The sequence below is a fragment of the Candidatus Villigracilis saccharophilus genome (assembly GCF_016711665.1).
The window spans coordinates 1-26,077 of sequence record NZ_JADJSO010000043.1; the positions used below are offsets into that span (position 1 = coordinate 1).

Sequence of the window (26,077 nt, forward strand, 5' to 3'; positions counted from 1 at the left end):
TTTACTGCCCCAATTAATGGCGGCGACACCACCGGCGTCTTCCGCCCCAGCAACGGTCTCCTCTACCTCAAGAATCAAAACACCTCAGGTTTTGCAGATGTCGCCATCAACTACGGTACTGCGGGAGATTATCCCATTGCGGGTGACTGGGACGGCAACGGCACTGCCACGATCGGCATCTACCGCAACGGCTCCTTCTACCTGCGCAACTCCAATACTCACGGCTATGCCGATCTGGTCATCCCCTTCGGCACACCGGGCGATCAGCCGGTTGTCGGAGACTGGGATGGCGATGGCGTAGACACCATCGGCGTGTACAGCAATGGACAATTCCTCCTGCGCAACAGCAACACTGCGGGAACAGCAGACAGGCTTCTACCTCGGCAACCCAGGAGATGTAGGCATCGCAGGCGATTGGAATGGAGACGGCTCGGATACGACCGGTGTCTTCCGCCCGAGCAACGGCGTCATCTTCCTGAAGAACCTAAATACCACAGGCTTTGCAGACATCAATATCAACTACGGCATCACCGGTGACATGCCCATCACTGGTGACTGGGACAACGATGGCATAGACACCATCGGCGTCTATCGCAATGGCCAATTCCTACTCCGCAACTCAAACACCGTCGGCTTCGCCGACATAAGCTTCTACCTCAACAACCCGGGTGACGCCCATCTCAGGCAACTGGGACGGTATTCCTTAGTCTGCACTGATCATATTTCGTAACCGTACAAAACAGCAAGCTATGACGGTGGGGGCATGGTCATGTTTTATTGTTACAGACACAAAGAAGACGAAGTCAGCCAAAATTTGACGATGCTAACCAGCGGCCCTGCCGTTTCGATTGTATGTTCCAGAGGACAAGGATGATGACGTGCTCACCCCTGATATTCGGAGCGCGAGGCTTACTGATGTAAGCGGGATACAATAAGGAGGCTAGTTCATTTACTGATTATCATAAAATAAAAGTATACCCACCGTAAAATTGTTTGGACAGACTCGTAAAATAATTTCGTTTTTAAGGCAATTTTCTATGAAAAATAGACTGTTTAGCGCAAAAAAACAGTCTGCACAAGAAGGGTTGGAACTTCGGATCAGTAGGTTCCGGGTTCGACTACCTGCCGGGCACTACATATCGGATGAATTCTATATTGGGGGCAGTTTGACCGTTTCGCACACTGTCAGCGCATCAAGAATCGGCACAGGACGAGCATGAGGCACATCGAAAGCACGTGCTTCAAGACCCGTCTTTTTTGTTACTCTCGGTTTGGAATCAATTTATTAAAAACGCTATCTGCTTTTTTCCAAGCCCCGACATTACATGTGCGTTGATTTCAGCAGCCACAGTCGTTGGAAGAGTATCCAAGATATTTGCTGACATTCACCAATGACTGCGGTTGTTCAACATGAGCGAGGCGGCCATGGCGTAAATTATGGAAGGTAAAACTGTTGCCCAATCTCACGCCGCTGCAGATTGACCTGACCACCTATCACGCCACTTCAGACCTCAATACCTTGAGCTTCTGGCAATCCCAACACCAGCGCTTTCCACTCCGCCAACTGTGCGACATACTCCGATCACAGCGTGCCCGGTTTAACCGATTTACATACCTGTTTATCCTGAAGGGATCGCCCTATTCTTAACAAGACGTTAACCTGTTCTCCCTTGTCCTCCAAGAGGTCGAAAATAAAGGGGTAAGTTATCATAAAATTATAAGATAATACTATTGGACAAAATAGAAATGTCCAAGATTGTTACGTAGTAATGTTTGTTGGGATCTCCGAAGGCCGCCCGCTCCCACCCAAGGGCGGCTGTTATTAAGAACACGGTCGGCGCCCCGCCACAGAAGCCCCTGTCGTTGTAGAAGCAACTGTCGCCGTTGTTGAAGACCCGATGGCAATGTACGCCCCTGACGCTGTTGAGGGCGACATCACCGCACCGCCGGCTCCTCGACCGTGTTCCCTCTTTCCGAGCGCATGGCTGAACTCTTCCAGAACGAAGGTTACACCGGCAACATCACCGTTGACAGTATCGGTTCAGGCGCTGGCTTGGAGCGCTTCTGCAAGACCGGTGAAACGGATGTAGCCAATTCATCCCGCAAGATCAAAGACAGTGAAGTGGAAGCTTGTGCTGCCCTCTCCCCTGCTCGCACCCCGATTGAATTCCGTGTCGGCACCGATGCCCTGACCGTGGTTGTGAGCGCTGACAATGATTTCGTCACCGCCCTCTCCAAAGAACAGCTTGGCAAGATCTTCACCGCTCAATACACCAAGTGGAATGAAGTTGATCCTTCCTTCCCGGCCGAAACCATTTTGGTCTACGGACCGGGCGCCGACAGCGGCACCTTCGATTACTTCAATGAAGTTGTGGTTGCTCCTTTGTACCTCAATGCTGACGGCAAAGCCGACACCAAAGCTGGCGAAGAAGCTCTTCTCGGCGCTGCTGGCGCTCAGTTCTCTGAAGACGACAACGTGCTCGTCCAGGGCGTGGAAGGCTCCAAGTACGCCATCGGCTACTTTGGCTTTGCATACTTCTCTGAGAATTCCGGCGCGTTGAAGGCTGTGGCTGTCGAAGGTGTTGAGCCCAACCAGACCACCGTGGATGATGGTTCCTACCCCATCTCTCGCCCGCTCTTCCTCTACTCGGATGCCAATATCCTCAAAGAGAAGCCCCAGGTCGCTGCTTTCATTTACTTCTACCTGAGCAATGTCAACGATAACATCACCGATATCGGTTACTTCCCCGCTCCCGCCGCAGACCTTCAGGCTTCCATGGACGCTTTTACATCTGCCGTAAAGTAAGAAATAAAAAATAGTATATTTGGGCTGGTCTCCAAAAATGGGGCCAGCCCATTCTTGCTGTATAAAGCTAGTCTAATGATCGGGAGCCTTCAGGTATATTGAGTATGGATTGCTTGAAAGAAGGCCCAACAGAACTCAATATCAAAATCTTCTCCTCTTAAGAGTATTTATCCCGATCACTGTTGGGCACAAGATTGCTTCATAAAGGCGTTCTCAAACGCCATGGAAGATGAGCGAAAATGAAACAAGAAAACACAATCATGGAAAATCGATCTTTCCGTCCGCTCGACTTGAAAAAGAAAATGCGGCCTGCAGAAAGTGTGATTCAAAGCCTGCTGTTTCTGGCAGGGTTTTTATCCATTTTCATTACACTCGCCATTGTCTACGAACTGGGCAAGGAAGCCTGGCTGTTCTTCGGCGACCCGGAAGTGACCTTTGCAAAATTCTTCGGCACAACAGAATGGTCGCCGGGGATCGGGAAGTTTGGGATCTGGCCGCTAGTGACCTCAACCATGATCACAAGCCTGATCGCCATACTGGTCTCGCTTCCACTCGGACTGGCGGCTGCGATATTTCTAAGTGAATACGCCTCCGCGAAAGCGCGCTCAACGTTAAAACCCATCCTCGAGATCCTGGCAGGCATCCCAACGGTTGTGTACGGATATTTTGCCCTGCTCTTCATGACCCCGCTCCTGCAAAGAATTCTTGGTGAAGATGTGGAAGTATACAACATGCTTTCCGCCGGGATTGTCATGGGCATCATGATCCTGCCGCTGATCTCATCCATGAGCGAAGACGCATTGAGCGCAGTGCCCCGCTCCCTGCGTGAAGGCGCGTATGCCATGGGCGCGACAAAGTTCGAAACCAGCATTCAGGTCGTCCTGCCTGCCGCATTATCCGGCATCGGCGCGGCGCTGATCATCGGGATCTCCCGCGCTGTCGGCGAGACCATGATCGTGGCGGTTGCCGCAGGCTCCGGCCCCAATTTCACCTTCAATCCATACAAAGCGGCTGAGACCATGACCGGCCACATTGCCCGCATCAGCGGCGGAGACCTGAGCTACAACTCGATCGATTACAACAGTCTTTTCGCGATCGCTTTGATGTTGTTCCTTGTGACGTTAGTCTTGAACCTCGTCAGCCAGGCTATCATCAACAGATTCCGCCAGAGGTACGAATGAATCAAAACCACTACCCAAAGGATGAAGCCTTCCACAAATCGCTGAGCGGGCGTTATCGCACAGCAAGCATCTGGCAGGGGATATTCTTCTCTGCGCTTGCGATCGCCATCTTGAGCCTGATCGCACTGCTGTACAATGTTGTTGACGGCGCGTTCGGTTATGTCGCCTATGAATATAAAAAAGACCCGGCCTCATTCACCACGAAAGCATTGGATGATCTGACTCAACAGGAATTGCTGGAAATTCTCACGACCAATCTTTCCCAGGGCGCGTTTACCAAGTTGGATAACGAAAAGCCGATGACCAAACGCTCCAAGTCAGATCTGTACACGCTGGTGCTGGAACGCCTGATCCAGATCGACACACAACAAACCTGGTCGATGACTGATTCGATCTTCCGGGCTGATGAGATCAAAGCCGAAGTGGCAAAGCAATATCCGGACGCGAAACTGGAATTCCGCTCGTGGCTGACACCGGTATTCCTCAGCACGCCCATGTCTTCAAAAGCTGAGTTTGCGGGAGTGCGTACCGCCATCCTTGGATCGTTATGGATGGTAGGGATCGCCATCCTATTCGCACTGCCCATCGGCACCGGCGCGGCGATCTATCTTCAGGAATATGCCAGCAAGAACTTTATCAACAACATCATTCAAACCAATATTAACAACCTCGCGGGTGTGCCAAGTATTGTATACGGCATGTTGGGTCTTGCGATCTTTGTGCGGGCACTGGAACCCTTTACAAGCGGAAGCCTGTTCGGCGTCACAGATTCGAACGGGCGCACCATCCTATCCGCCGGGCTGACAATGGGCACGCTGGTCCTGCCGCTGATCATCATCAATGCCCAGGAAGCCATCAAGGCCGTGCCTGATTCTTTACGTCAGGCCGCCTTTGGTGTTGGCGCGACCAGGTGGCAGACGGTCTGGCATCATGTTTTGCCGAACGCCCTGCCCGGGATTCTGACCGGCAGCATTCTGGCAGTCTCGCGCGCAATCGGCGAGACCGCTCCGCTGATCGTGGTAGGCGCATCCACCTTTATCAGTATCGACCCCGACGGTCCATTCTCGAAGTTCACGGCCCTGCCGATCCAGATCTATCAATGGACAACGCGCGCACAATCAGAATTCCATTCCATCGCAGCAGCTGCCATCATCGTTTTGCTCATCCTGCTCCTCACCTTGAACGCAAGTGCGATCCTATTGCGCAACCGCGTCCAAAGAAAGTACTAACCCGGAAGTGACCCATGGAAAATATTCAAACACCAGAAATCGCAATTGAAACAAAAAACCTCTTTATCTTCTACGGAAGTTTCGCCGCAGTGAGTGAAGTGAATATGAAGATCGAAAAACAAAAGGTGACTGCCATCATCGGTCCGTCAGGCTGCGGCAAGTCAACCTTGTTACGCGCTTTCAACCGCATGAACGATTTCGTACCCAGCAGCCATGTGACGGGTGAAATCCTTTTGCAGGGACAAAACCTGTATGGCAAGGATATTGACCCAGTGGAAGTGCGCCGCAAGATCGGCATGGTGTTTCAAAAGCCAAACCCATTTCCGAAATCCATCTATGAGAACATCACCTGGGGCGCGAAGATCAATGGTTTCAAAGGAAACATGGATGAACTTGTGGAGCAATCCCTGCGCGGAGCGGCGCTGTGGGATGAAGTGAAGGATGTGCTCAAGAAGAGCGCTTACGAGCTTTCAGGCGGACAGCAGCAGCGCCTATGCATTGCGCGCACGATCGCCATTCAACCCGAGATCATTCTCATGGACGAACCCGCTTCCGCGCTTGACCCGATCTCCACACTGCGTATTGAAGAATTGATGCAGGAGCTTAAGAAAAACTACACCATCATCATCGTCACGCACAACATGCAGCAAGCGGCGCGCGTATCCGATTACACCGCCATGATGATGCTGGATAAGGAAGGTTCCCGCTCCGGCACGGTGATCGAGTTTTCCGAGACCAAACGCATCTTCACCAACCCCGAAGACAAACGCACTGAAGATTATGTCACGGGAAGATTTGGGTAACATGCCATTGCGAGCGCACTTCGCGAAGCAAACTCCAACATCTCAGGAGATTGCATCGTCGGGAAGCTTCGCGCATCCTCCTCGCAATGAAGGATAGGAAAATAATATGAACAAAACCAAAGTACTTTTTCTTTGCACAGGCAACTCAGCGCGCAGTCAACTGGCGGAGGGACTCTTGCGCGCATTAGCGGGGGAGCATTTCGAAGTTTTCAGCGCTGGCACTGAGCCCAAGGGCAGCATCCTGCCCGAGGTCCAGGAAGTGATGCGCGAAGTCGGGATCGACATCTCAAGCCAATGGTCAAAATCCGTAATGGAATACATGGGCAGGGTCAACTTCGGATACGTCATCACTGTGTGCGCGGATGCCGAGGAAAATTGTCCCGCTATATTCCTCAACATGGGGACTCATGAACACTGGCCGTTCGATGACCCCGCCAAATTTGATGAAGAACAGCGCCTCGCATCCACCCGCCGCGTGCGCGATCAAATTGAAGAACGCATGTGCATTTGGCTGACTCAACAAAACATCATACCGAGTGACTTTCGTAAGACGAATTAAAAAAGAGGAATATCATGATCCGAAAAACATTTGAACACGAGATACAGCAAGTTAAAGATGAGGTACTTCTTCTGGGCAGCATGGTGGAACAAGCCATTCTCACTTCTGTGGACGTGCTGAAGAAGCGTGACATCAAAGGCGCGGAAAAGGTCATTGCCGGAGATGCGCTGATCAACAAAAAACGATTCGACATCGAGAATCAATTGATGGTCCTGATCGCCACACAGCAGCCCATGGCGCACGATCTGCGTCTGCTGGCTTCCACCATGGAGATCATATCCGAACTCGAACGCATGGGTGATTATGCCAAGGGTATCGCCAACATCAACGTTCGCATGGGTGAGGAGACTTTGCTCAAGCCGCTGATCGATGTCCCACGCATGGCAGAAATCGGTGTTAGTATGCTCCACCGCGCCCTGACCGCCTTTATTAACGAAGATGTGGAAACAGCCAAGTCCATTCCGGTGGAGGATGATCAGGTGGACGCGCTCTACAACCAGGTCTATCACGAGTTGATGATGTATGTCATTCAAGACCCGAGATCCATTGAACGAGCCAATTGGTTATTATGGGTGGCGCACAACCTGGAGCGTGTCGCGGACCGCGTGACCAATATCTGTGAACGCACGGTCTTCATTGTCACAGGCGAGATGGGCGAGATCAAGTCCACGGATGATGAGTTTTGGAAAAATTATAAAACTACAAAATAACCCCTTTTGTGACCGATAATAATTGAACTTTACAGCCTCCCTCTCTTCTGAGGGAGGCTGTTTATATTATTCTCTACCGCAAAATGTACAGCGGCAAAATTCTTACCTCAAATCCTATTTTCCGGCTGTAAACAATTTTCTAACCGGTGAGCTTGCCTGATCTTGCGTCCGCACAGCGTTGGATAAAATCCGAATCAAAAGGATCAATCTCCCCGAAGCGGTCAATACGATGCGGTGAAGGGTCGACAAATGGAACGGAACCCGATACCAAGTCAGCCATGAGACGCCCGATCCCACCAGACATGGCGATCCCAGCCCCGGCGCAGCCTGTTGCAGCCAGGAATCCTTCCAGTGCTGGAAACCCGCCCAAGGCAAAGTTCCCATCGGGAGTGTAATTAGAAAGCCCGCGGATGTAATTTGAAATTTCGAGTTCTTCGGCAAGCGGAATGAATTTGCCAAAATCAGGCATCCCCTCAAGCAGAGATTCCCATCCATTTGGGTCCTGATTGAAGGTATAGCCGGTCATATTTTCAGGTAATTGGCGGGGATTGACGCTGACCGATCGTGATTCGCGAAATCCAAATAATAGCCGATTCGACTCAGGGCGGGCGTACGCATGCGCATCAGGCAGAATCAGGAAAGGTTGATTATCCGAGATCGATCGGTGCATTGCAGTGATCCAATAATGGCTGCGCACGGGCGCCATTGGCAGGGCGACACCGATCTCACTGGCCAATAAGCCTGCCCAGATACCCGCGGCATCAATTACGATAGCCGACGAGATATCCCCCTTTGAGGTCCTCACTCCTGTGATGCGGTCACCCTTGCGGCAAATGGACAGAACGGACGTTTGTTCACGGACATCGACACCCATTTGCATGCCTGATTTTAGATACCCACTCGCAAGAGTATACCCGTCAATGTATCCATCATCGGGCATAAATAAGATACTACTATCCCCGGGTAATTGCAGCCAGGGAATAAGATGAGCCGCATCAGAACTGTCCAGCCGTTCCACTTTTAGACCCGCCTGGGAAGAGATGAGAGCCAGTTCTTGAATTTCCTTTTGATTTTCCGGAGAGACCGTGGCATACAAACAGCCCGTTTGGCGCATGCCCAATGAGCTACCAGTGATCTGCTCAATCTCATCAATCGCCTGATAGGTTTCAAGAACCATGGGGATCAAATGCCTCTTAAAGCGACCGCTCGTCAAAAGTCCCGCCGCCAGGCTCGAATTCCCCTGAGCGCATAGATCGCGTTCAAGAACTATAACGCGACCTGCGTTTTGCTTTGCCAAATAAAAAGCGACCGCTCCCCCAAGTACACCGCCACCGATAATAACAATGTCCGTCGATTCCATTACGGACGTTCGCCTTGAGCTTGAAGAAAATTAATATCCTCCAAGACCTTTGGCAAATCCCAAATACCGTCAATCACGAAATGAGCCCCACTTTGATAAAGTTGTGGTTCGGTTTTTTTGCGCGCATCCGTTTTTTCCTTTTTTGAAAGGGCTTTGTATTCTGAATGAGTCAAACCCAGAAGGTTTCCAGTCATTGACAAGCCCACTGTCCACATACCCGCATTCAACCCTTCTTCAATGTCAACGAGCGTATCACCAACTTTGACCATCGCCTGCATGGGATAGACACCCAGTCGAATGGCATTTTCGTAACACATCCACGGGAAAGGCCGACCGGCAATGACTTCATCGGGGCAGAAGATGCAATCCGGTTCATAGCCATTTTTCCTGGCCTGCGGTGCAAGCACTTCCATCATGGCGCGGAGGTACCCTGTGGTGGTTCCAATTTTTAATCCCTGTTCGCGTAATTCCTTTACAACACTTAATAAACCGGGAATCGGGGTTGCGAACTCTTTCAGAACGGAAGTCTGCATCGGCACAAAGTCATTGAACAGGTGATCAATATCAGCTTCGGACGCCGGATAACCGTGTTCTACTTTCCATATCTCTGCAACAGCAGGGCGCGCAAGGATGGTCCGAAGGTGATCCTTCTTCATTAATCCCATGCCTGAACGAGCGTCATCCGCTGTGATCTTCACGCCCCGGCTCTCAAACAGGCGCAGAAAAACAGCGGTTGGGGCGAATGAACCGAAGTCAACCGCCGTGCCTGCCCAATCTAAAATGACGGCCTGAAGCGGCCCACGGTACGAACGACGATAAATGAAATCCATTTTCTTATTCCTCAACTTTTTCAGAAATTTTTATATCCATCTCAACCAGTGTTTTGGCGATTGCCGATAGAAGCGATTTTACATCCGCAACCCCAAGCCGCCCGATATGTCCGATGCGAAAACAATCAGCATATGACAACTTGCCAGGATAGATCACATGGCCCTTGTCGCTCAGCCGTTCATAGAATTGCTGGAAATTGAAATTTGGATGATCGGGATAATGGAATGATGTAATGATATGACCCTGGTCCTGCGGCTTGAGGTAGGGTTTAAATCCCATCTTTTGCATCGCCGAAAGAGTCATCTCATGGTTCTTCCTGTAACGGGCGCCGCGGGCTGAAACTCCTCCTTCCTGTTCCAATTCGAGCAAGGCTTGATGGAATGCGAGCAAGGCGTGAGTTGGCGGGGTAAATCGAAATTGTCCGTCCCCTTCGAGTCCTTCCCATTGCGCGAAGAGATCAAGGCTCAACGTTCTGGCAAGCCCTTTTGTGCTCGCCAGAGATTCTCTTCTGGCGAGCACAAAGGAAAAACCGGGCACCCCTTCGATATTTTTATTGGAGGAAGAGATCAAAAAATCTATCCCGCAGGCTTTCAGGTCAATGGGATATGCGCCAAAACTGCTCATCGCATCCACGATGTAGGTGCAGTTATGCTGCTTGACGATCCGTCCATAGGCTTCGATCGGATTAATGATGCCAGTCGTGGTCTCGCAATGGATCACCGCAACGTGAGTAATACCAGGATCGGATTGCAAAGTTCGTTCAAGGGTCTCTGCATCGGGCTGAACATTCTCCGCGAAGGTTAATTCAACCGTGGAAATGCGATGAATGTTTGCGATCTTTAGGATTCTTTTTCCATACGCGCCATTGATCAAGATCAACAATTTGCCGTCTTGAGGAATTACGGACGAAAGCGTTGCCTCTATACCAAACGTACCGCTGCCCTGCATTAAAATCGAAGTATATTCTTCAGCACCAGCGCCCAGTGAAACCAATTTCCGCCGGATATCCTTCACAATGCCAATGAATTCAGCGTCCCGTGATCCAAGATCGCGAAGCATCGCCTGTTTGACAGATCGGCTAGTGGTCAGCGGACCTGGAGTGAACAGGGCTTTATCCTTCCATGACGAGAGTTGACTAGATAGTACATCCAATCCTAAAAACATTGTTAGCTCCTTTATTGTAATGATGATCCAATCACACGCGGGTATTTTTGATTTTGATGGGACGAATTTTTTTATTGCTCGAGGAGCAGGGCGCGGGAGTTGTAATCGCTTTCGGATTCTGTATTATGATCGAAATCCGGGTCAGAATTATCTTTATATTTGACACCTGTGCTGCTACATCCCAGGGTTTCTCCCAAAAGATATAAGGTATAAGCTTTTTTGTTTTTATTGTTGGTTAAAACTGCCAACAGCAAATGAATGATCGTGAAAATTATGTAATACGGTTTCAAGATTGATTCTCCTCACAAGAGTATGCTGATCAATTCCTACAACAGCCAACATGCTTCAGCATCGAAGTTCACATTGAACGGGTCTCCCACCTTGGGGATTTCCATCTTTCTTTCATTGAACATATCCATGGAAATTAAATGACCTTCCACATCAATACGAATACGGATGATGGAGCCAAGATAGGTAATCGCTTCGACCTTTCCATGAAGATTATTCGCGCCTTCGGAAAATCCTAGGTTTAATTCCTCGGGGCGGATCGCCAGCCGAATGGGATGACCGCCATCCGCTTGATTCATGGCTCTACTGGTTCGCAAAGACTGTCCGCCGATCTTTACCAGGCCTTCAGGCGGATCAACGACGTCCACCAGGCAGCAAATTGATCTGCCCGACAAATTTGGCAACAAATTCTGTGGCCGGATATGAATAGATCTCGGAGGGTTTTCCAACCTGTTCCATCCGTCCCTGGCTCATGACCACCACACGATCTGAAAGCGATAACGCTTCCTCCTGATCGTGGGTAACATAAATTGTTGTAATGCCTAATTGTTGTTGAATTCGGCGAATTTCCTGCCTCAATTCCACGCGGATTTTGGCATCCAGGGCGGAGAGAGGCTCATCAAGCAATAATATTTGCGGGCGTATCGCCAATGCGCGCACCAATGCCACACGTTGCTGTTGCCCGCCGGAAAGCTGATAAGGATAACGTCCCTTAAAATTCTCAAGGTGGATAAGATCCAGCATTTCATCAACACGCTCATTGATCTCAGCCTTTGTCTTCCCAGCCACCTTTAATCCGTAGCCGATGTTATCTGCGATGGTCATGTTGGGAAACAAGGCATAGGATTGGAATACCATTCCAACATTGCGTTTGTTCGGGGGTACGTATGTTAGATCCTGGCCAGCGATCGTGATATGACCAGAAGTGGGCAATTCAAACCCGGCGATCATACGCAGGGTGGTGGTTTTTCCGCAGCCGCTGGGTCCCAGAAAGGATACAAATTCACCTTGTTCAGCGCTTAAGTTGAAATCTTCAACAGCGGGCATATCTGCAAATATCTTGTTGATGTGGGTAAGTGTAAGGAAGGACATTTTTGACCTCAATTTTTTTCTAGCGGCCGGTCAGTTGTTGACTGGTATCGCCGCGGCTGATCAACTGGATCACGCCAAGACACACCCAGGTCAACGCAAAACTCATAATGGTCAGCGCAGCGGGCTCGTATGCTTTGGTGGTTCCAATGGATGTCATGTACGGGCCGAAGGCTGGACGGAATAAAAAGTCAGCCAGGATCAATTCGCCTATTACGGTTGCGAAAGTGATCAAAGATCCGCTTAAAAGGGCAACCCTTAAATTTGGCAGTATGACATTGACCAGAGTTTGCAGCCAGTTACTCCCCAGGCTTTGCGATGCTTCGGTAAGGGTGCGCACATCAATGGACCGCATGCCAACATCAATGGCGCGGAACATATAAGGCATGGAAAGGATCACATATCCGCCGGCTATCAAAAAATCAGTTCCCAATGGAGATAGTGTCAACAGAAAAGGCGGCTTGCTATAGGTGCGAATTAAGCCAAAGACATACACAATGACCGGGATAATAAATGGCAGGATGGTGATGATCTCGACCAGCGGGCGTAGTTTTGGAAGCTTCAAATAGATCCAATATGTTGTAGGCATGAAGATCAAGATGCTAACGATCACCGTAATTACACCCATTGTTACGGAATAAAGAAAGCTATCCACGAATTGTGGGTCGCCCAACACGATTTGATACGCGCGTAGGCTGATCAACCCTTTTTGCATTCGAAGCGAGAAGTCGAGGGTGCCGTACATGGGCACAAAGAAATATAGCAGTGCGAGGGTGCCCCAAAACAAGCCCCAGAAATTAAAGCGAGGAAGTTTCATGATTTCAACCACCGCGCCGTGCGGCGCTGTAAGATCGTATAACCCGCGATCGTGATACTCATAATGACAACCATCCCAAACGCCAGCGCATATCCCAGGTTGGGATTACCCAGCACATCCCCGCGGATCTGTTGACCGATTAATATGGTCACCAGATAAATACTGCCGCCGGTTAATGCCTGGGCGGTTGCGTATGCGCCAAAAGCACTTCCAAACAAAAGAAGACCCGCTCCCAGAATCGACGGCCATAATACTGGAAATGCAACGTGCCGCCAATACTGCACCGAATTGGCGCCTAGGTTGTCGGACGCTTCGCGCCACTCGCGCTTCAATCCTTCCAACGCGGGCGTAATAATTAAAACCATTAAAGGGAACTCGAAATAGGTGTAGGCAAGTGTGAGACCGAGAACACCATACAGAGTAAATCCGTTTTTATAAATATCCATCGGACAGGACAGGACACCGGCAGCGTCTGGAAAACAAATGTTCTTCAGGATTGCCGTAATAAATCCGGTGCGGCCAATGGTTGCAATGAAGGCAAAAGCCAACGGTACGCCGCCAAAATTGGCAGCCAACCCGGAAAAGGTCATCAAGATATTCCGCATCCATTTGGGAGCTTTGCCGATCGTGATTGCGTAGGCTACAAAGAATCCAAAAACGCAGCCAACCAGCGAGGTGATAATGCTTACCTGCAAACTGACAGAGTATGCTTTGAGAATGGCAGGGTCTTTTAATCCAATAATATTTTCAAAAGTGAAATTCCCCTGGTAATCTTGAAATGCGCCAATAAATAAATTCGTGGAAGGCATGATCAAAAAAACAAAAATAAAAATAAAGAACGGGACAACCCCGATCCAGGTTCCAAGGATATCTAATAACTTGGCTTTTTTTGAAGCTTGTTGGATCTGAGAATTTTCCATGGCGGCCTTTTCTATTGAGAATGGCGTGGCTCAGTTTTATCCGAGCCACGCCACAAATCAAACACTATTATTGAATGGACTCAATACGCTTACTTGATATCAACACCAACGACAGAGTCCCACTGTTCTTTGATCGCAGCACGCGCAGCGCTGAGTTGGTCGCCGCTTGGTACGATCGAAGCAGCCAGGAGAGCCGGATCGGGAAGTTTGGCTTTCAGTTCGTCAGAAAGGACGTTGCGGGCATTCAGGTCGGCGAGGCGGGCGGGAGCACAATACCCCTTAACCCATGTAGCCTGACCATCGTCTGAGTATAGATATTCTTCCCACAAGCGGGCAGCGGCAGGATGAGGAGCGTACGCGCTAATTGCCTGATAGTAATAACCACCCCAGTTAACATCGGTGGGATACACGATCTCGATATTCGGGTTACCAGCAAAGCTATCCTTGTTGGCATATGCGTTCCAGCTCCATTGGAAAGTAATGGGGGTTTCGCCTTTGCCGATCACGCCAGAGTCAGCGATCAAGGGAAGCAAGATGCCTTTTTCGTTCAATTGCTTGAAGAATTCCAAACCGGGCTTGATATCATCGAGGCTTCCGCCATTGGCAAGGGAAGCCGCGTAAACAGACTGGGCCGCCTGATTTGAGGCACGGGGATCACCTGCAAGAGCAACCTGACCCGCATATTTCTCATTGTTCAGATCAGCGTAGCTGGTTGGAAGTTCACTAACCACATCGGTGTTGACCTCGAGAACCATGATGCCGCTATAATCGACATAATAGTAGCCATCGGGATCATTGGTGCCTTCGATTGTGTCCCAGGTGGCGACTTTATAGGGGGTGATCAAGCCTTGTTCCTTGGCAAGAGGGCCGTAAGCAGGACCGACATCAATCACGTCAGGAGCCTGAGGTCCCTTATTCTCTTTGTTGTCGATAATGGCCTGAATTTCATCAGCCGAACCGCCGTCTGGGTTAAGTGAATTTACCTTGATGCCGTATTTCGTGCCAAAGGTATCGATCATTTCGCCGTAATTGCACCAATCGCGCGGGAGGGTGATCACGTTGAGCTCACCTTCGGCTTTGGCTGCCGCAACCAACGCGTCCATACCGCCGCCATCTGCGGCAGATTTGACTACTGACCAATCACTGGCTGCAGGGGCGGCAGGCGCACCGCACGCGGCAAGCAAGGAAGTGATGATCAAACCCATCAATAATGAAACGTACATCTTTCTGGTTAGCATTTTTTCTATTCTCCTATGATATTTTTTATCTCGATGACAGTGTATGCGTATCAGGAGCAATATGGGTTAATAAATTATTCCAATTTTGTAAATGTTTCATTAAGAGTTGCATCTTAAACCCATTATTAATCCACCCATTACTATTTGTTAATATATTTTAGGAATTAATGTGTAATATAAAAAAGCGACCTATTATGGTCGCGTATCTCTCTCAGCAAGGAGGGATTGATCTTAGATTAATTCCTCCTTGCCCTGATTAATTCCTAAAAAAGTGATATGTGATATATAGATCAGCCAGAAAAGTTCACGAGGCATGAATAAGAACTGATCCTCTTGACAATCAGAATATATATGTGGGCTTATCCTATTAACTGGTCATGGACACGGCGTGACTTGCACAAATGGGCAGAGAAAAAATTATCATGACTATGTTGAATTACTTATCGAACATTCCACTAGGATGCCATCAATACTGCTTTTGCAGACTCAAGTTGGGAATAAATCGGAATGATGGCTGGGATGCCTGTCAATTCGAGGATATGAAATACCTCTGGGATCGGGTTAAGTAAGACCATTTTCCCCCCACGACTTGCAATTGATTTCGCCGTTAGAACCAGGAGACGAATACCAATTGAGGCAATAAACTCGACTTTGGTTAAATCAACCACCACAAGTGGCTTTTCACCCGCACAATAGCCCGCAAATTTGATCTCAATCTTTTCTGATCCGAAAATATCCAACCTGCCAATTAATTTTATCTCACGGATACTATCCTGAATTTCACTGTATAAAATTTCCACTGTAGTCACCTGTTTTAATTTTTTAAATATTATATAAGATTCGAGGGGGATAATATTAACAATATGTTATGGTTTCAAAATACGTTTAATTTCACCCATGGTCTTAATAGGCATATTGCCCAGTAGTTGAATTAAAAAAACCGACTTTCCAAGTCGGTTTTTTTCAATAATTGTATAAGGATTAACTTTGGACGTCCCGAGGCAGGCGATCCGAGGCGTTTAACATTTTGGCATATTGAGCTTGTAAGAGTCGAGCGATCGCTCGGTCAGCCCCTCGGCCGACTTGAAGGCCATAAACCCCTCTATGGCCTGGCTTAATAGTACTGACGAGTTTGACGGTTTTCGGTTCATGCGATTTTCTGCTTTTTGGATGAAATTTATTATCGCAATCCCCCGGGTTAACGAAAAACCAGAGACCGGTGGTCTCTGGTTATCTTTGAGTAGCGGGGACAGGACTTGAACCTGTGACCTTCGGGTTATGAGCCCGACGAGCTGCCACTGCTCCACCCCGCATCGAATGAAACAAGATGATACCATAACGAATATAGAATAGTCAAGCCATATTAAAAAAATAAATCACAGGAATAACAAATTAAGTATGAACCATAATGCAATAGTACTATCGATTAAAGCAATTTGTTAAGATTTAGTGTATAATAAAAAACCTTAACAAATACGAAACGTAAAATAAATTTGTTACATGAAATCTTAATCCATTGAAAACAGGCATTATCAAAAAATATTATGAAGACCACCACACTCTTGGTCATTGAAGCCCGACATGCAGAAATCCCTTCCTTTGCTTCAGATTTGCAGAAGAAGGGATTTGATGTACAAATCGCCCAAAACGGCAGCAAAGCAGTAGCGCGTCTTAAAGAAGTCAGCCCGAGCCTTGTTGTTGTAAACGCTGCATCATTGAGAAGCACAGGTCTGCGTATCTGCCAGTCCATTCGCGAGAAGGACCCGAAACTTCCGATCATCCTCATCCTTGAAAACGACAATGAAGTTAGTAAAGATGCAGCAGATGCTGTACTTGCATTACCATTCACCGTTCAAAAACTAGTCAACCGTATCAAACCTCTTTTGCCCGGTGACGGGAAAAATGTTTTACACGTTGGGCCTATTAGACTTGATCTTGAGAAACGGCGCGTACGCTGTCTTGGGAAGAGCACAAAACTCACTCCGCGTCTTGTCACATTACTAAACCTATTAATGGAAAAACATGGCGAAGTGGTGGAACGTGAACCGCTATTTAAAAAAGCATGGGAAACAAATTACACCGGCGATACACGCACTCTTGATGTGCATATTTCCTGGTTGCGGCGCGCCATCGAGCTTGATCCCGATAATCCGAAATTATTAAAAACTATTCGCGGCGTGGGCTACCGCCTAGACATCTAATTGAATTTCTTTTCCTTGAACCGTTACCAATCGGACGCAAACTCTGCGCCCGATTTTTATTTTTAATTCAAGGGGAATTTCACCGCTTCGCACGGGCCGTTGAGCCTGCGCCGCGCTCTTGAATACTTCCCCATCCCAGTCAGGGTCAACCTCCCAAAAGTCCACATCAAGAATGGTTTTTAAGCGGACAGAATCCGCACTAACAAACAAGTTGATTTTTTTTGCGGAATATGACGTATTATTCTTAATTAAGGAATCACGCTCAAGTGAAAAAACAGCCTGTGTTTCAACCAGCCTATTACGCGCGGTATACGCGGCACGGACAGATTCGTCACTCGTAATAAACTTACGGTCGTTCTTCGCAGCCACGACAGAAGTTGTCCCGGAACCACAAAAAAAGTCGGCAACCAGATCCCCTTTATTTGAAGAAGCGCGAATGATACGTTCGAGCATAGCTTCGGGTTTTTGCGTTGGATACCCAGTTCTTTCATTATGTAAACGCGCGACAACTGGAAAATACCACCAATCTTCCGGGACTTTGCCGCGTTCAAGGTCAGGGACCTTGCCAAACCCAGCCTTGTTTGAAGATTTAAATGTAGCGATCGTGTTTGGGTTGTATGGTTCACGAATCGCATCCGCATTAAAAGTATAGTCCCTGCCCTTTGCGTAAACCAATATCGTGTCATGTTTACGATTAAAGGCAGTTCTGATCGGAGAGGGGCCATGATACGTCCAGATTATCTCGTTTATGAAAACCCCCTCCCTGCCGAACAATTCATCCAATATTAATCGGGCATAGGCATCTGCATGCCAATCAAGATGAAGATACAAAGTACCGTTTGGTGAAAGTAAACGTACCATTAATGCAAGGCGGTCGAACAAAAATTGTAAATACGAATCCAGATCAGACCAATCATCATGATAACCTTCAGCTAATTTCCATTTTGAAGGCTTACGAGAGTCCTCACCACGACCTACTCGAGCAGAAAATTTTCGATTCGTGAAGAATGGCGGGTCGGCATAGATCAAATCAATGCGACCTTCATATTCTGGAAGAAGGGCAGCCATAACTGAAAGATTTTCGCCAAGAATTACTCTGCCATTTGGAAGTGTTTTGGGATAGCCCCGTCCTTTCGGGTAGAGAATTGCATCTTGAATAAGTGCAGCAGGTTCGGGATCGGCAAGGTGCTTACCCTTCCAGTTAAGTATCGGCATAGCGAAGCGTATCCTTTAGGATAATATTTTTTTCACACTGTTCAGATTGGGAATCTGGCTGTAAAAAAGAAATCCAAAAAATAGTTTAATAATGGATTTCCACCATGGTACCAACTCCGCCATGGTTTGAGGTTGATTGATCTGAATGCTCCGGCTTTGCCCAGCGGAAGATCCAATTGGCCTCGTTGCTGCGCATATTGATACAACCATGGCTCATGGGAAGCCCAAAGTTTTCATGCCAATAGGTACCATGAAAGGCATGACCCTGGGTTGTAAAAAACGATGAAAAAGGAATGCCTGGAAGCACATAATTATCCATATCTGCGAGCAAATTGCCCGTTGTAGCGCTGCTAAAGTAACTATTACCCATGTGTTTTGCAGGCACTTTATCCATGATCGTAAATTTTCCAGCCGGTGTTTTTGTGGGAATTTCACCTGGCCGCACAGAACCACCAGGCACACCGGATGAAATATTTGTTTCAAAAACTGATTTGCCGTATTCATACGCAACCAAGGTCTGAGTGGTCAGGTTAACCTCAATAAGTTTTTGTTCATAAGGAATTTCCGGCGTGATCGGTTCCATCGTCGAGGGCGGCAAAACACGAAGATGAATGGCGGGCACAAAAAAACCAACATTTGAATCGAGTTCATCAAATACCCGATACCACGGCCCGCTGTAATCAGCCATTTTGGGACCTTCTTCGATCGCCTCAACCCAATGGACAGAGCCATAATAAAATGGCGGGGCAAGGGGCGTCCAACCATAGGCTTTGGAAAAACGATATGGCGTTGTAAAAGGAACTGCAACCTCAGTGAGGACTCTCTTTCCTTCTGGAACGGTACGCAGCGGGATTTGATAAAGAGTTTTTACGCGTTGCAACCGTCCACGATGAATATAGCCACCCCATGTGCGATACCAAATGGGATTATGTTTTGGCTCTTCAGCCTTTACTTCCTCGTAAACATGGACAAGTTCATCACGATACCAGGTCAGTTCAATACGGCTATCATCAGTTGGCTGCTTGCGTACAGGCATTTCAGCAGTCGCAATTCGGACAACAAAGCTATCGTCAAAACTTTTAAAGCCGGGGATAAATGGCGAAAACGCCAATCCGCCAAGGGTAAGACTTCCAAGTTTTAGGAAATCTCGTCTTGTAATATGTGATTTCATGAAGAAAATTGTACCCCATAATGTTTAAGATTTAATGAGAATACGGTTTGTCTTAAAAGAAAAACTGCCCTGTACTTTGTGCAGGGCAGTTCATATTTTCAATGGGTATTAGGCTTCTACCGTTTCAACGATCATATCTTTAAGCAGGATCTCCAACGCCATGGAATGACCGCAGCGCTTATGGGTAAGGAAGAACTCGCAATCGCAATTAAAAACGCCGTTATTATAAGAAACATGATGTTCACTATTGTCGCCGTGAAAATTAAGATCAAATTGATTGAAGTGGAATCGATGCCTATCCTCGGCATAACGCTTTGCTTTTTCTACCTTGCCAATCATTCCGTAATCCATGATGTAGGTCTCCTTTTATTAATTTTTTATTGGATATTTTTTACATAAAAAAACACGCGGAGATAACCGCGTGTTCATTCAACAAACCTGGGTACTTCCTGAAATAATCGCATATGGGCGTTACCTCGATGTGATGAGTATAGTACTTTTCAAAGTGATAGTCAACACCGATTCTATAATTTAATGGATTCGTATGGGAGTTGTAGGGTTGAAAATACTACACGAAATTTATTAACGAAAAACTCCTGAGAATTTGATGCTCCCAGGAGTTTTTTTATTTACTTCGACTTTTTTTCTTGCCGTCTTCTTTACAATTGGCTTTTCGGTGGATGAAATTTTCTTGTCAGATGTCCGTGTTAAGGACACAATTTTTTCAACTGTCTGCTTCTTAGAAGCTGGCTGCTTTTTCTTGGCAACAGATTCCTTCTTCTTAACAGAAGGCTTTACAACGGCCTTTTTCGTAACGAGTTTGCTGGCTGCGGCTTCTTTCTTTTCGCTTTTCACCTTTGCCACCTTTGTCTTTTTAGCAACCACTTTTTCCTTTTTATTTTTTACAGTTTTTACCTTGCCAGCTGTTTTGCGGGGAGCGCGCTTCTTCGCAGGGATTTTTGCTTCGATCGTGACTTCCTCGACGACAGTGAAAATTTCAGACCATTTTGCCTGCATGGAGGAAACGCCAGCCCCGTTGAGTTGATCGCAAATGCTCTTCCATTCGCTGTCTCCAACGAAACGCCAATCCATGAACGCGTGGCATTGGTATGCTCCCAATTCAATATACATGCCATTGTCCCAGATCTCAGCGCATGAGCGGATATATTCAAGCTGGGTGACGAAATCTTTGAAAATGACATATCCAACGCGCGGCAGACCAAGTCCGTCGGCCAGGTTCCTGCGCAATGTCTTTCCGGATGCCTTATCAATATACGCGGCAGAGGATTTGATCCAACCACGGGTGTCGGAGAATTTATTATGGTACACGACCAATCCGCGCTCATCGTTGAAGCGGTTAGAGTAGGCAAATACTTCTTCATCTACGTCGCCATTGGGGGAGTAAAAATCATAGAGCAGGAATTGCTCGACATCAGCGAACAGATAACGGCGGTGAAGAATCGGGAAAATACGCCACTCGTGCCCGCGAATCAGTCTTTCGTCAGGAGTTTCATCCCATTTGGCGCGGCGGAACTCCATGCCATATTTTTCAGAATAGCCTTCCACCTGTCCGTGACCAAACATAGGCAGGCCTGGCAAGGTAGACAAGACCGTACAAATCCCAAAATATTTATCGCCATTGCCGAATTGCTCGACAGCGGTCTTTTCATCGGGATTGTTCATGAAGTTTACATAACGCTTAAGAATTTGTGGATCGAACTCAAGGGTATTCTTGATGGCCTGACGATACTTGGCATTGTCTTCATCTCGCAGCATGTGCATGAAAGCAGAATTGTATACTCGATGCATGCCCAAGGTGCGAACAAAATATCCTTCCATCAACCAGAAAGCTTCGGCTAGTAAAAGTGTATCAGGAACTTCCCTGGCTACGCGGTCAACCACCTCGCGCCAAAATTCCTCGGGGACCTTTTCGTCAAACTCAAACTTGGTCATGCCATATTGGGAGCGAGAAGGAATCGCTCCACCTGCACCAGGCTCCGGGAACCAAAGTCGTTGAACGTGCTTCTTCGCGAGAGTCATCGCCGCGTCAAAACGGATGACTGGAAAATTTCGGGCGACATGCAGAATTACCTGGATGACCGCTTCGCGCACTACCGGGTTAGTGTAATCAAGTTGAGCTGTATCATTCCACGGGAAGGAAGTGCCGTCATTGCCATGGTAGATATATCGGACATCCCCGGTATGATGATCGCGTCGTTGGAATACAACTGCGGCATCAGTCTTGTCATAATAATGGTCTTCAAGGTAAATTCCGACACGTGAATCATCCGAAAGATTTTCAGAGCCGAAGGTATAAGCAGGATAGGGTGAATATGGGGAAGACAAAAACCAATCCGGATGATCTTTGACCCAGGTGGAATCAATCCCCATATGATTTGGAACCATGTCCGCAGAGAGGCGAATACCCCGCGACCAGGCCCGGGAGCGAAGGTTGTTCAACGCATCCCAGTCACCAAGGTCGTCGGCGATATCATACGAATCAAGAGAATATGCCGAGGCAACCGCGTCATCCTGTCCCATGCGTTGTTTGATGCGTTGTGATGCACGGCTGCGCTCCCATAGACCGATCAACCATAAACCGGTGAAACCACGAGAGGCTAACAGGTCAAGTTCTTCATCAGGAATCTGATCGAGGGTCGTGATGTCGCGCTGATATTTTTTGGAAAGCTGCCCCAGCCAGACATAGGTATTCTTGGCAAGGAGGACCAGGCGTGGCATCCAGTCCTTGTCCGGACTGTAGCGTTCATATTCCGCGTATTCGTACCCTGCAAAATTTGGAATATATTTTTCGCCTTTTGTGGAATCAATCGGCCCCTGCCCTTTGCGAATAATCTCCTCGCGTAAGAAATCCAACCCGCGCCACATGCGGACCGAAAATGCCTCGCCAAGTAAATATCCCCATTTTTCAACTACAAATTTTAATTGTCCTTCCAAAGAATCTGGAGACGCCTTGATCGGAGCGGCAAGCACATCCATGAGGGTTTCACCCAGTCCATGCGCACCGTTTCCAAAGCCCGGCTGACGAGCAAAAAAATTCAATAATAATTGCATAACCTCTTGATAAGCAGTACCGTCCATGACGATTTCGTCAACAAGGATTTTGTACTTTTTCAAAGCAGGGTTGCTGTTCGAATTTTTGATCAACAACATTTCCTCAATCGCAGCAGCCCGCACGCCGTGTCCAAAATCGCCAAAATGCGGAATATTAGTTGATAGGTATGCTCCTGCCGTCACTTCACCGCGAAAGACCGGCATGGGGGGAAATTCCTCGGTGAACTTACTGAGCGTAAGGTCATATTTGGAGCCAAGATTTGATTGCAGAACGCTCATGGCACGTCCCATTACACCTGTATATCTGCTGTAAAAATATTTGAGGAGGATGTGATACGCCTCGTCCAGCAGAGATAATGCATATAGGTCAGTCGCAGAAACGGGGTCCGTATGTTGCGTTGACATTTGGGATGCAAAAGCACGGGCGGAGGCCAGATCAGAAAAGATCACATGTCCGTCCGGGCGGAAAAACTCCGCAGAGAAATTATATTTAAGACGGGAAGAGCGGGAAATTAACATGCATCAATGATAACCTATTATCGAATTTTTTCGGGTAAAATCTTTCCCGTACTCCATGAATAATTCATTAGCGCAATTCATCTTTTTACTTTTGCTAGCGGCACTCTACCTGCCTGTCATATTTTTTGCGATACAACGCAGGGATGAAGGATACGGAGCCGCAACCTGGCTTGTGGCGTTTTACGCCCTGCTGGCAATGGTCATGAACATTGCCGAAGCGATATGGCGCAATGGGGAATCGGCAAAAGACGGCACAGCAGCCTTTTTGGAAGTGCAAACTTACCTGGCCTTAACACTGGCGGCAGTGCTTATCCTTGCGCTTCAAACTTTCCTGAAACGTGAAGCGTGGTGGATCTGGGTTGCCGTTTGGGCGCTGGGAATGCTCGGCCTGTCGCTGATACTGACCAACGCCCTGCAATTACCTGATGTCCTTTGGACAAACGGAGAATTGATTTTTCACCGTTCACGACTTGGGACCTCCTGGTCAATTTTAGGCTGGCTGATCTTTTCTGTCAGCTTGATTCTAGCAATCGCAAACGCGAACAGGGAGGCGAGTCAACAATTATTTCGTAATCGTTTAAATTATTGGTGGCCAATTATCTTTCTGATGTTCACGAACGATATTCTTCTTTTCTCAGGCATTCAAATCACAGGTCAACCCATACGATTGCTCATAGCGGCATTGATGGCGTATGTCATCGGAACACATAATGTCCCCGATCTGAAACAAATCGTACGGCGCGTGATGGTTTATATTCTGATCGCGTTCACAATCGTGAGTTTTTATGTTGGCGGGTTTTTATTATTACAGGCAATTTTCGGGAACGAACCCAATTTCAGCCCCCTGCTGGCAGGTGCCTCCATTGCACTGCTTGTAGCCTTATTCTTCTCCCCGATCATGGCCTTGATCTCACGCAATGTAAATAAATGGGTAAAGGGCGATCAGTATGATACCAGCCACACCATTCATGAGTATAGTGAAAGTATCAGCAATATTCTTGAAATGGATCGACTCGCGAGCGTTGCAGTCGGGATCATTTTGGAAGCGATGCAAATTGACCGCGGGTTCCTTTTCCTGGTCGATGCAAGTGATGACGCCAATGGCCACAGGGTCTATCGCCTGCGCTCCGCAAGAACCCCGGAAGAAAGATTGGTCGTTTCGGTGGAGTTGGATGAGAACGGGGTCATTGCCTCTTACTTCACCCGCGAACAAAAAGCACTTCTTCAATACGACCTTGACCTGCTCCCGGCTATGCAAGCAGCCTCACCCCTAGAGAAGAATTGGTTCTCCCAGTTACGAGCCGAGGTGTACCTTCCGATTTTCGCCAAAAAACAATGGATCGGTCTCCTGGCATTCGGATCAAAACTAAGCGGCAACCGTTACTCAAAAGAAGATCTGACGATCCTGGGCTCACATGCCAGCCAGACAGCGATCGCGCTGGAAAACGCACGACTGGTCGATAATTTGGTGCGATTAAATTACGACCTGCGCCAAACACGTCACGCGCTTGAAAAGAACAATAATGACCTGCAGCGGATCGATCAGGCTAAATCTGATTTCATCAGCATTGCATCGCATGAATTACGGACCCCACTGACCATCATCAAAGGGTACACTGAAATGCTGTTGGAAGACCCCAATCTTGACCCAAATTTTAAAAAGTCCATGAACGGTATCCATGAAGGCACGCTCCGCTTGCATGAAGTCATGGATTCCATGTTCGACATCGCGGAAATTGACGCGCGTTCCTTAAAGTTACACATCCAGTCTGTGGATGTGAGTCAGTTAGTAAAGGAAGTTTGTATTGAACAGGCGGGCATGCTTAAGGATCGAAAGCAATCTGTAAGAATTAACCTGCCGCTCCTTCCGCATGTAAAAGCAGATCCAAATTTGCTAAAAAAGTTGTTCCACCACCTTGTCCGCAATGCGGGGAAGTTCACTCCAAATAATGGCAGAATCGCAGTCACTGGCCGCCATATCACAGGGATCGCCAACTTACCCAACGGCGCATTAGAGATAATTGTTTCAGATACGGGTGTTGGAGTTGACCCTAATTTCCGCGAGATCATCTTTACCAAGTTCTATCAGCCCGGTGAATTGAAGAATCACTCGTCAAGCAAATCCCGATTCAAGGGCAACGGCGCAGGCTTGGGTTTGGCACTGTCAAAAGGAATCGTCGAAGCGCATGGCGGACGTATTTTCGTGGAAAGCCCCGGTTATGATGAGATCAACTTCCCGGGTAGTCATTTTCATGTGATCCTGCCGCTTAGCAAGACAGAAGGCGAGGAAGAAAGAAGGAGCGAACCGTTGAGATTTGACATGATACAAAAAGAAGTGGAGGCGGGTTAATCTCCACTTCTTTTTGTATTGATGGTGATTTATTTTAAGAACAATCGCCCTGATAAAGCAGTAACAAGTCCCGCGACTAATAGCATAAATTTTATCGTAGCGCAGATCGCAGCAATTTGAGGATATGGCGAAACAACAGGTCCAATCAATTCACGCCAAAGCATGTAATTCTCAAGCGCGTCAAAGAATGGGGTAACCAGAGCACCCCACCCCATCCATACAGCAAAAACGTTATAACGGTTTTTTTGAGGGCCGATCGCAAGTAATAAACCAAAAGAAAGGGACATAGCATACATCGGCATGAAAAGGTAATCCAATCCCAACCCAAAGGCAGTGAAGAGGCGTGCATTTTCATCCCAGGAATTGATAATGGTTTGCGCAAATTTCACCTGTCCAGCCAGTTCAAAAGAAACGATGCCATGCGGCGCAGCTTCTGTTCGTAAAGGCTGATCTAAGAGACTAAAAACTCCAAAGATCGCGATCGTCATGGCAAAGAAAAAATAAAATAGCGATTTCCTAAGATGGCGGGGAATAAAGCTGAGAGGATGCCGCAT

Annotated in this window: 21 protein-coding genes, 1 tRNA gene and 2 pseudogenes; 9 read left to right on the forward strand and 15 right to left on the reverse strand. The window is 47.8% G+C overall.

The window, feature by feature from the left end:
* From IPL17_RS13720 to phoU, 7 genes and pseudogenes are all read left to right on the forward strand, one after another.
* Nucleotides 1-537: pseudogene (locus IPL17_RS13720) on the forward strand (hypothetical protein); the annotation flags it as partial.
* Between the two features lie 1,444 nt (nucleotides 538-1,981).
* The gene (locus IPL17_RS13725) at nucleotides 1,982-2,806 is read left to right on the forward strand and encodes a phosphate ABC transporter substrate-binding protein PstS family protein (RefSeq protein WP_345307647.1); all 825 of its coding nucleotides are present in this window, start codon (nucleotides 1,982-1,984) and stop codon (nucleotides 2,804-2,806) included.
* 239 nt (nucleotides 2,807-3,045) lie between these two features.
* Nucleotides 3,046-3,987: a phosphate ABC transporter permease subunit PstC gene (pstC, locus tag IPL17_RS13730; RefSeq protein ID WP_345307648.1), complete on the forward strand. Its 942-nt coding sequence runs from the start codon at nucleotides 3,046-3,048 to the stop codon at nucleotides 3,985-3,987.
* The gene (pstA, locus tag IPL17_RS13735; RefSeq protein WP_345307649.1) at nucleotides 3,984-5,216 is read left to right on the forward strand and encodes a phosphate ABC transporter permease PstA; all 1,233 of its coding nucleotides are present in this window, start codon (nucleotides 3,984-3,986) and stop codon (nucleotides 5,214-5,216) included. The genes pstC and pstA overlap by 4 nt, the downstream gene beginning before the upstream one ends.
* A 14-nt stretch (nucleotides 5,217-5,230) precedes the next feature.
* Nucleotides 5,231-6,019 (forward strand): phosphate ABC transporter ATP-binding protein PstB, encoded by a 789-nt coding sequence (gene pstB, locus IPL17_RS13740; RefSeq protein ID WP_345307650.1) that lies wholly within the window; start codon nucleotides 5,231-5,233, stop codon nucleotides 6,017-6,019.
* Nucleotides 6,020-6,125: 106 nt separating this feature from the next.
* Nucleotides 6,126-6,578 (forward strand): arsenate reductase ArsC, encoded by a 453-nt coding sequence (locus tag IPL17_RS13745; protein WP_345307651.1) that lies wholly within the window; start codon nucleotides 6,126-6,128, stop codon nucleotides 6,576-6,578.
* Between the two features lie 14 nt (nucleotides 6,579-6,592).
* Complete coding sequence (gene phoU, locus IPL17_RS13750; RefSeq protein ID WP_345307652.1) at nucleotides 6,593-7,288, forward strand: phosphate signaling complex protein PhoU; 696 nt, start codon at nucleotides 6,593-6,595, stop codon at nucleotides 7,286-7,288.
* Nucleotides 7,289-7,427: 139 nt separating this feature from the next.
* On the opposite strand, the gene IPL17_RS13755 is transcribed toward phoU, so the two are convergent.
* The 10 genes and pseudogenes from IPL17_RS13755 to IPL17_RS13800 form a co-directional block, all read right to left on the reverse strand.
* Nucleotides 7,428-8,648 (reverse strand): FAD-binding oxidoreductase, encoded by a 1,221-nt coding sequence (locus IPL17_RS13755; protein WP_345307653.1) that lies wholly within the window; start codon nucleotides 8,646-8,648, stop codon nucleotides 7,428-7,430.
* Nucleotides 8,648-9,478 (reverse strand): phosphonoacetaldehyde hydrolase, encoded by an 831-nt coding sequence (phnX, locus tag IPL17_RS13760; RefSeq protein WP_345307654.1) that lies wholly within the window; start codon nucleotides 9,476-9,478, stop codon nucleotides 8,648-8,650. The genes IPL17_RS13755 and phnX overlap by 1 nt, the downstream gene beginning before the upstream one ends.
* A 4-nt stretch (nucleotides 9,479-9,482) precedes the next feature.
* The gene (locus IPL17_RS13765) at nucleotides 9,483-10,643 is read right to left on the reverse strand and encodes a 2-aminoethylphosphonate--pyruvate transaminase (protein WP_345307655.1); all 1,161 of its coding nucleotides are present in this window, start codon (nucleotides 10,641-10,643) and stop codon (nucleotides 9,483-9,485) included.
* Nucleotides 10,644-10,714: 71 nt separating this feature from the next.
* Complete coding sequence (locus tag IPL17_RS13770; protein WP_345307656.1) at nucleotides 10,715-10,933, reverse strand: hypothetical protein; 219 nt, start codon at nucleotides 10,931-10,933, stop codon at nucleotides 10,715-10,717.
* 36 nt (nucleotides 10,934-10,969) lie between these two features.
* Nucleotides 10,970-12,023, reverse strand: a pseudogene (locus tag IPL17_RS13775) (ABC transporter ATP-binding protein).
* A 19-nt stretch (nucleotides 12,024-12,042) separates the two neighbouring features.
* Nucleotides 12,043-12,837, reverse strand: coding sequence for an ABC transporter permease subunit (locus tag IPL17_RS13780; protein ID WP_345307657.1), 795 nt, complete (start codon nucleotides 12,835-12,837; stop codon nucleotides 12,043-12,045).
* Nucleotides 12,834-13,757, reverse strand: coding sequence for an ABC transporter permease subunit (locus IPL17_RS13785; protein ID WP_345307658.1), 924 nt, complete (start codon nucleotides 13,755-13,757; stop codon nucleotides 12,834-12,836). The genes IPL17_RS13780 and IPL17_RS13785 overlap by 4 nt, the downstream gene beginning before the upstream one ends.
* An 89-nt stretch (nucleotides 13,758-13,846) precedes the next feature.
* Nucleotides 13,847-14,995 (reverse strand): extracellular solute-binding protein, encoded by a 1,149-nt coding sequence (locus tag IPL17_RS13790; RefSeq protein ID WP_345307659.1) that lies wholly within the window; start codon nucleotides 14,993-14,995, stop codon nucleotides 13,847-13,849.
* 455 nt (nucleotides 14,996-15,450) lie between these two features.
* Nucleotides 15,451-15,795 (reverse strand): STAS domain-containing protein, encoded by a 345-nt coding sequence (locus tag IPL17_RS13795; RefSeq protein ID WP_345307660.1) that lies wholly within the window; start codon nucleotides 15,793-15,795, stop codon nucleotides 15,451-15,453.
* A gap of 441 nt (nucleotides 15,796-16,236) precedes the next feature.
* Nucleotides 16,237-16,308: transfer RNA gene (locus IPL17_RS13800), tRNA-Met, on the reverse strand.
* A 231-nt stretch (nucleotides 16,309-16,539) separates the two neighbouring features.
* Here IPL17_RS13800 and IPL17_RS13805 point away from each other — a divergent pair.
* Nucleotides 16,540-17,196 (forward strand): response regulator transcription factor, encoded by a 657-nt coding sequence (locus tag IPL17_RS13805; RefSeq protein WP_345307661.1) that lies wholly within the window; start codon nucleotides 16,540-16,542, stop codon nucleotides 17,194-17,196.
* On the opposite strand, the gene IPL17_RS13810 is transcribed toward IPL17_RS13805, so the two are convergent.
* From IPL17_RS13810 to IPL17_RS13825, 4 genes are all read right to left on the reverse strand, one after another.
* A complete protein-coding gene (locus tag IPL17_RS13810) occupies nucleotides 17,185-18,411 on the reverse strand; it encodes a site-specific DNA-methyltransferase (RefSeq protein ID WP_345307662.1) in 1,227 nt (408 codons plus the stop codon). The genes IPL17_RS13805 and IPL17_RS13810 overlap by 12 nt on opposite strands.
* An 85-nt stretch (nucleotides 18,412-18,496) precedes the next feature.
* Nucleotides 18,497-19,582, reverse strand: coding sequence for a L,D-transpeptidase (locus IPL17_RS13815; protein WP_345307663.1), 1,086 nt, complete (start codon nucleotides 19,580-19,582; stop codon nucleotides 18,497-18,499).
* Between the two features lie 108 nt (nucleotides 19,583-19,690).
* Complete coding sequence (locus IPL17_RS13820; protein WP_345307664.1) at nucleotides 19,691-19,933, reverse strand: hypothetical protein; 243 nt, start codon at nucleotides 19,931-19,933, stop codon at nucleotides 19,691-19,693.
* A 231-nt stretch (nucleotides 19,934-20,164) separates the two neighbouring features.
* Nucleotides 20,165-23,173 (reverse strand): alpha-amylase family glycosyl hydrolase, encoded by a 3,009-nt coding sequence (locus IPL17_RS13825; RefSeq protein WP_345307665.1) that lies wholly within the window; start codon nucleotides 23,171-23,173, stop codon nucleotides 20,165-20,167.
* A gap of 55 nt (nucleotides 23,174-23,228) precedes the next feature.
* Between IPL17_RS13825 and IPL17_RS13830 the strand changes: the two genes are divergently transcribed.
* Nucleotides 23,229-25,523, forward strand: coding sequence for an ATP-binding protein (locus tag IPL17_RS13830; RefSeq protein WP_345307666.1), 2,295 nt, complete (start codon nucleotides 23,229-23,231; stop codon nucleotides 25,521-25,523).
* A gap of 29 nt (nucleotides 25,524-25,552) precedes the next feature.
* Here IPL17_RS13830 and IPL17_RS13835 read toward each other — a convergent pair whose 3' ends face one another.
* Complete coding sequence (locus IPL17_RS13835) at nucleotides 25,553-26,077, reverse strand: hypothetical protein (RefSeq protein ID WP_345307667.1); 525 nt, start codon at nucleotides 26,075-26,077, stop codon at nucleotides 25,553-25,555.

Bases quoted from the DNA above. Each gene is read 5' to 3' on its own strand.
- IPL17_RS13780 (WP_345307657.1), bottom strand. From the start codon at position 12,837: ATGAAACTTCCTCGCTTTAATTTCTGGGGCTTGTTTTGGGGCACCCTC.
- IPL17_RS13830 (WP_345307666.1), top strand. From the start codon at position 23,229: ATGAATAATTCATTAGCGCAATTCATCTTTTTACTTTTGCTAGCGGCA.
- IPL17_RS13820 (WP_345307664.1), bottom strand. From the start codon at position 19,933: ATGGATTACGGAATGATTGGCAAGGTAGAAAAAGCAAAGCGTTATGCC.
- IPL17_RS13765 (WP_345307655.1), bottom strand. From the start codon at position 10,643: ATGTTTTTAGGATTGGATGTACTATCTAGTCAACTCTCGTCATGGAAG.
- pstA (WP_345307649.1), top strand. From the start codon at position 3,984: ATGAATCAAAACCACTACCCAAAGGATGAAGCCTTCCACAAATCGCTG.
- phoU (WP_345307652.1), top strand. From the start codon at position 6,593: ATGATCCGAAAAACATTTGAACACGAGATACAGCAAGTTAAAGATGAG.
- IPL17_RS13725 (WP_345307647.1), top strand. From the start codon at position 1,982: ATGGCTGAACTCTTCCAGAACGAAGGTTACACCGGCAACATCACCGTT.
- IPL17_RS13790 (WP_345307659.1), bottom strand. From the start codon at position 14,995: ATGCTAACCAGAAAGATGTACGTTTCATTATTGATGGGTTTGATCATC.
- IPL17_RS13745 (WP_345307651.1), top strand. From the start codon at position 6,126: ATGAACAAAACCAAAGTACTTTTTCTTTGCACAGGCAACTCAGCGCGC.
- pstC (WP_345307648.1), top strand. From the start codon at position 3,046: ATGAAACAAGAAAACACAATCATGGAAAATCGATCTTTCCGTCCGCTC.
- pstB (WP_345307650.1), top strand. From the start codon at position 5,231: ATGGAAAATATTCAAACACCAGAAATCGCAATTGAAACAAAAAACCTC.
- IPL17_RS13785 (WP_345307658.1), bottom strand. From the start codon at position 13,757: ATGGAAAATTCTCAGATCCAACAAGCTTCAAAAAAAGCCAAGTTATTA.
- IPL17_RS13805 (WP_345307661.1), top strand. From the start codon at position 16,540: ATGAAGACCACCACACTCTTGGTCATTGAAGCCCGACATGCAGAAATC.
- phnX (WP_345307654.1), bottom strand. From the start codon at position 9,478: ATGGATTTCATTTATCGTCGTTCGTACCGTGGGCCGCTTCAGGCCGTC.
- IPL17_RS13755 (WP_345307653.1), bottom strand. From the start codon at position 8,648: ATGGAATCGACGGACATTGTTATTATCGGTGGCGGTGTACTTGGGGGA.
- IPL17_RS13810 (WP_345307662.1), bottom strand. From the start codon at position 18,411: ATGCCGATACTTAACTGGAAGGGTAAGCACCTTGCCGATCCCGAACCT.
- IPL17_RS13835 (WP_345307667.1), bottom strand. From the start codon at position 26,077: ATGCGGCATCCTCTCAGCTTTATTCCCCGCCATCTTAGGAAATCGCTA.
- IPL17_RS13825 (WP_345307665.1), bottom strand. From the start codon at position 23,173: ATGTTAATTTCCCGCTCTTCCCGTCTTAAATATAATTTCTCTGCGGAG.
- IPL17_RS13815 (WP_345307663.1), bottom strand. From the start codon at position 19,582: ATGAAATCACATATTACAAGACGAGATTTCCTAAAACTTGGAAGTCTT.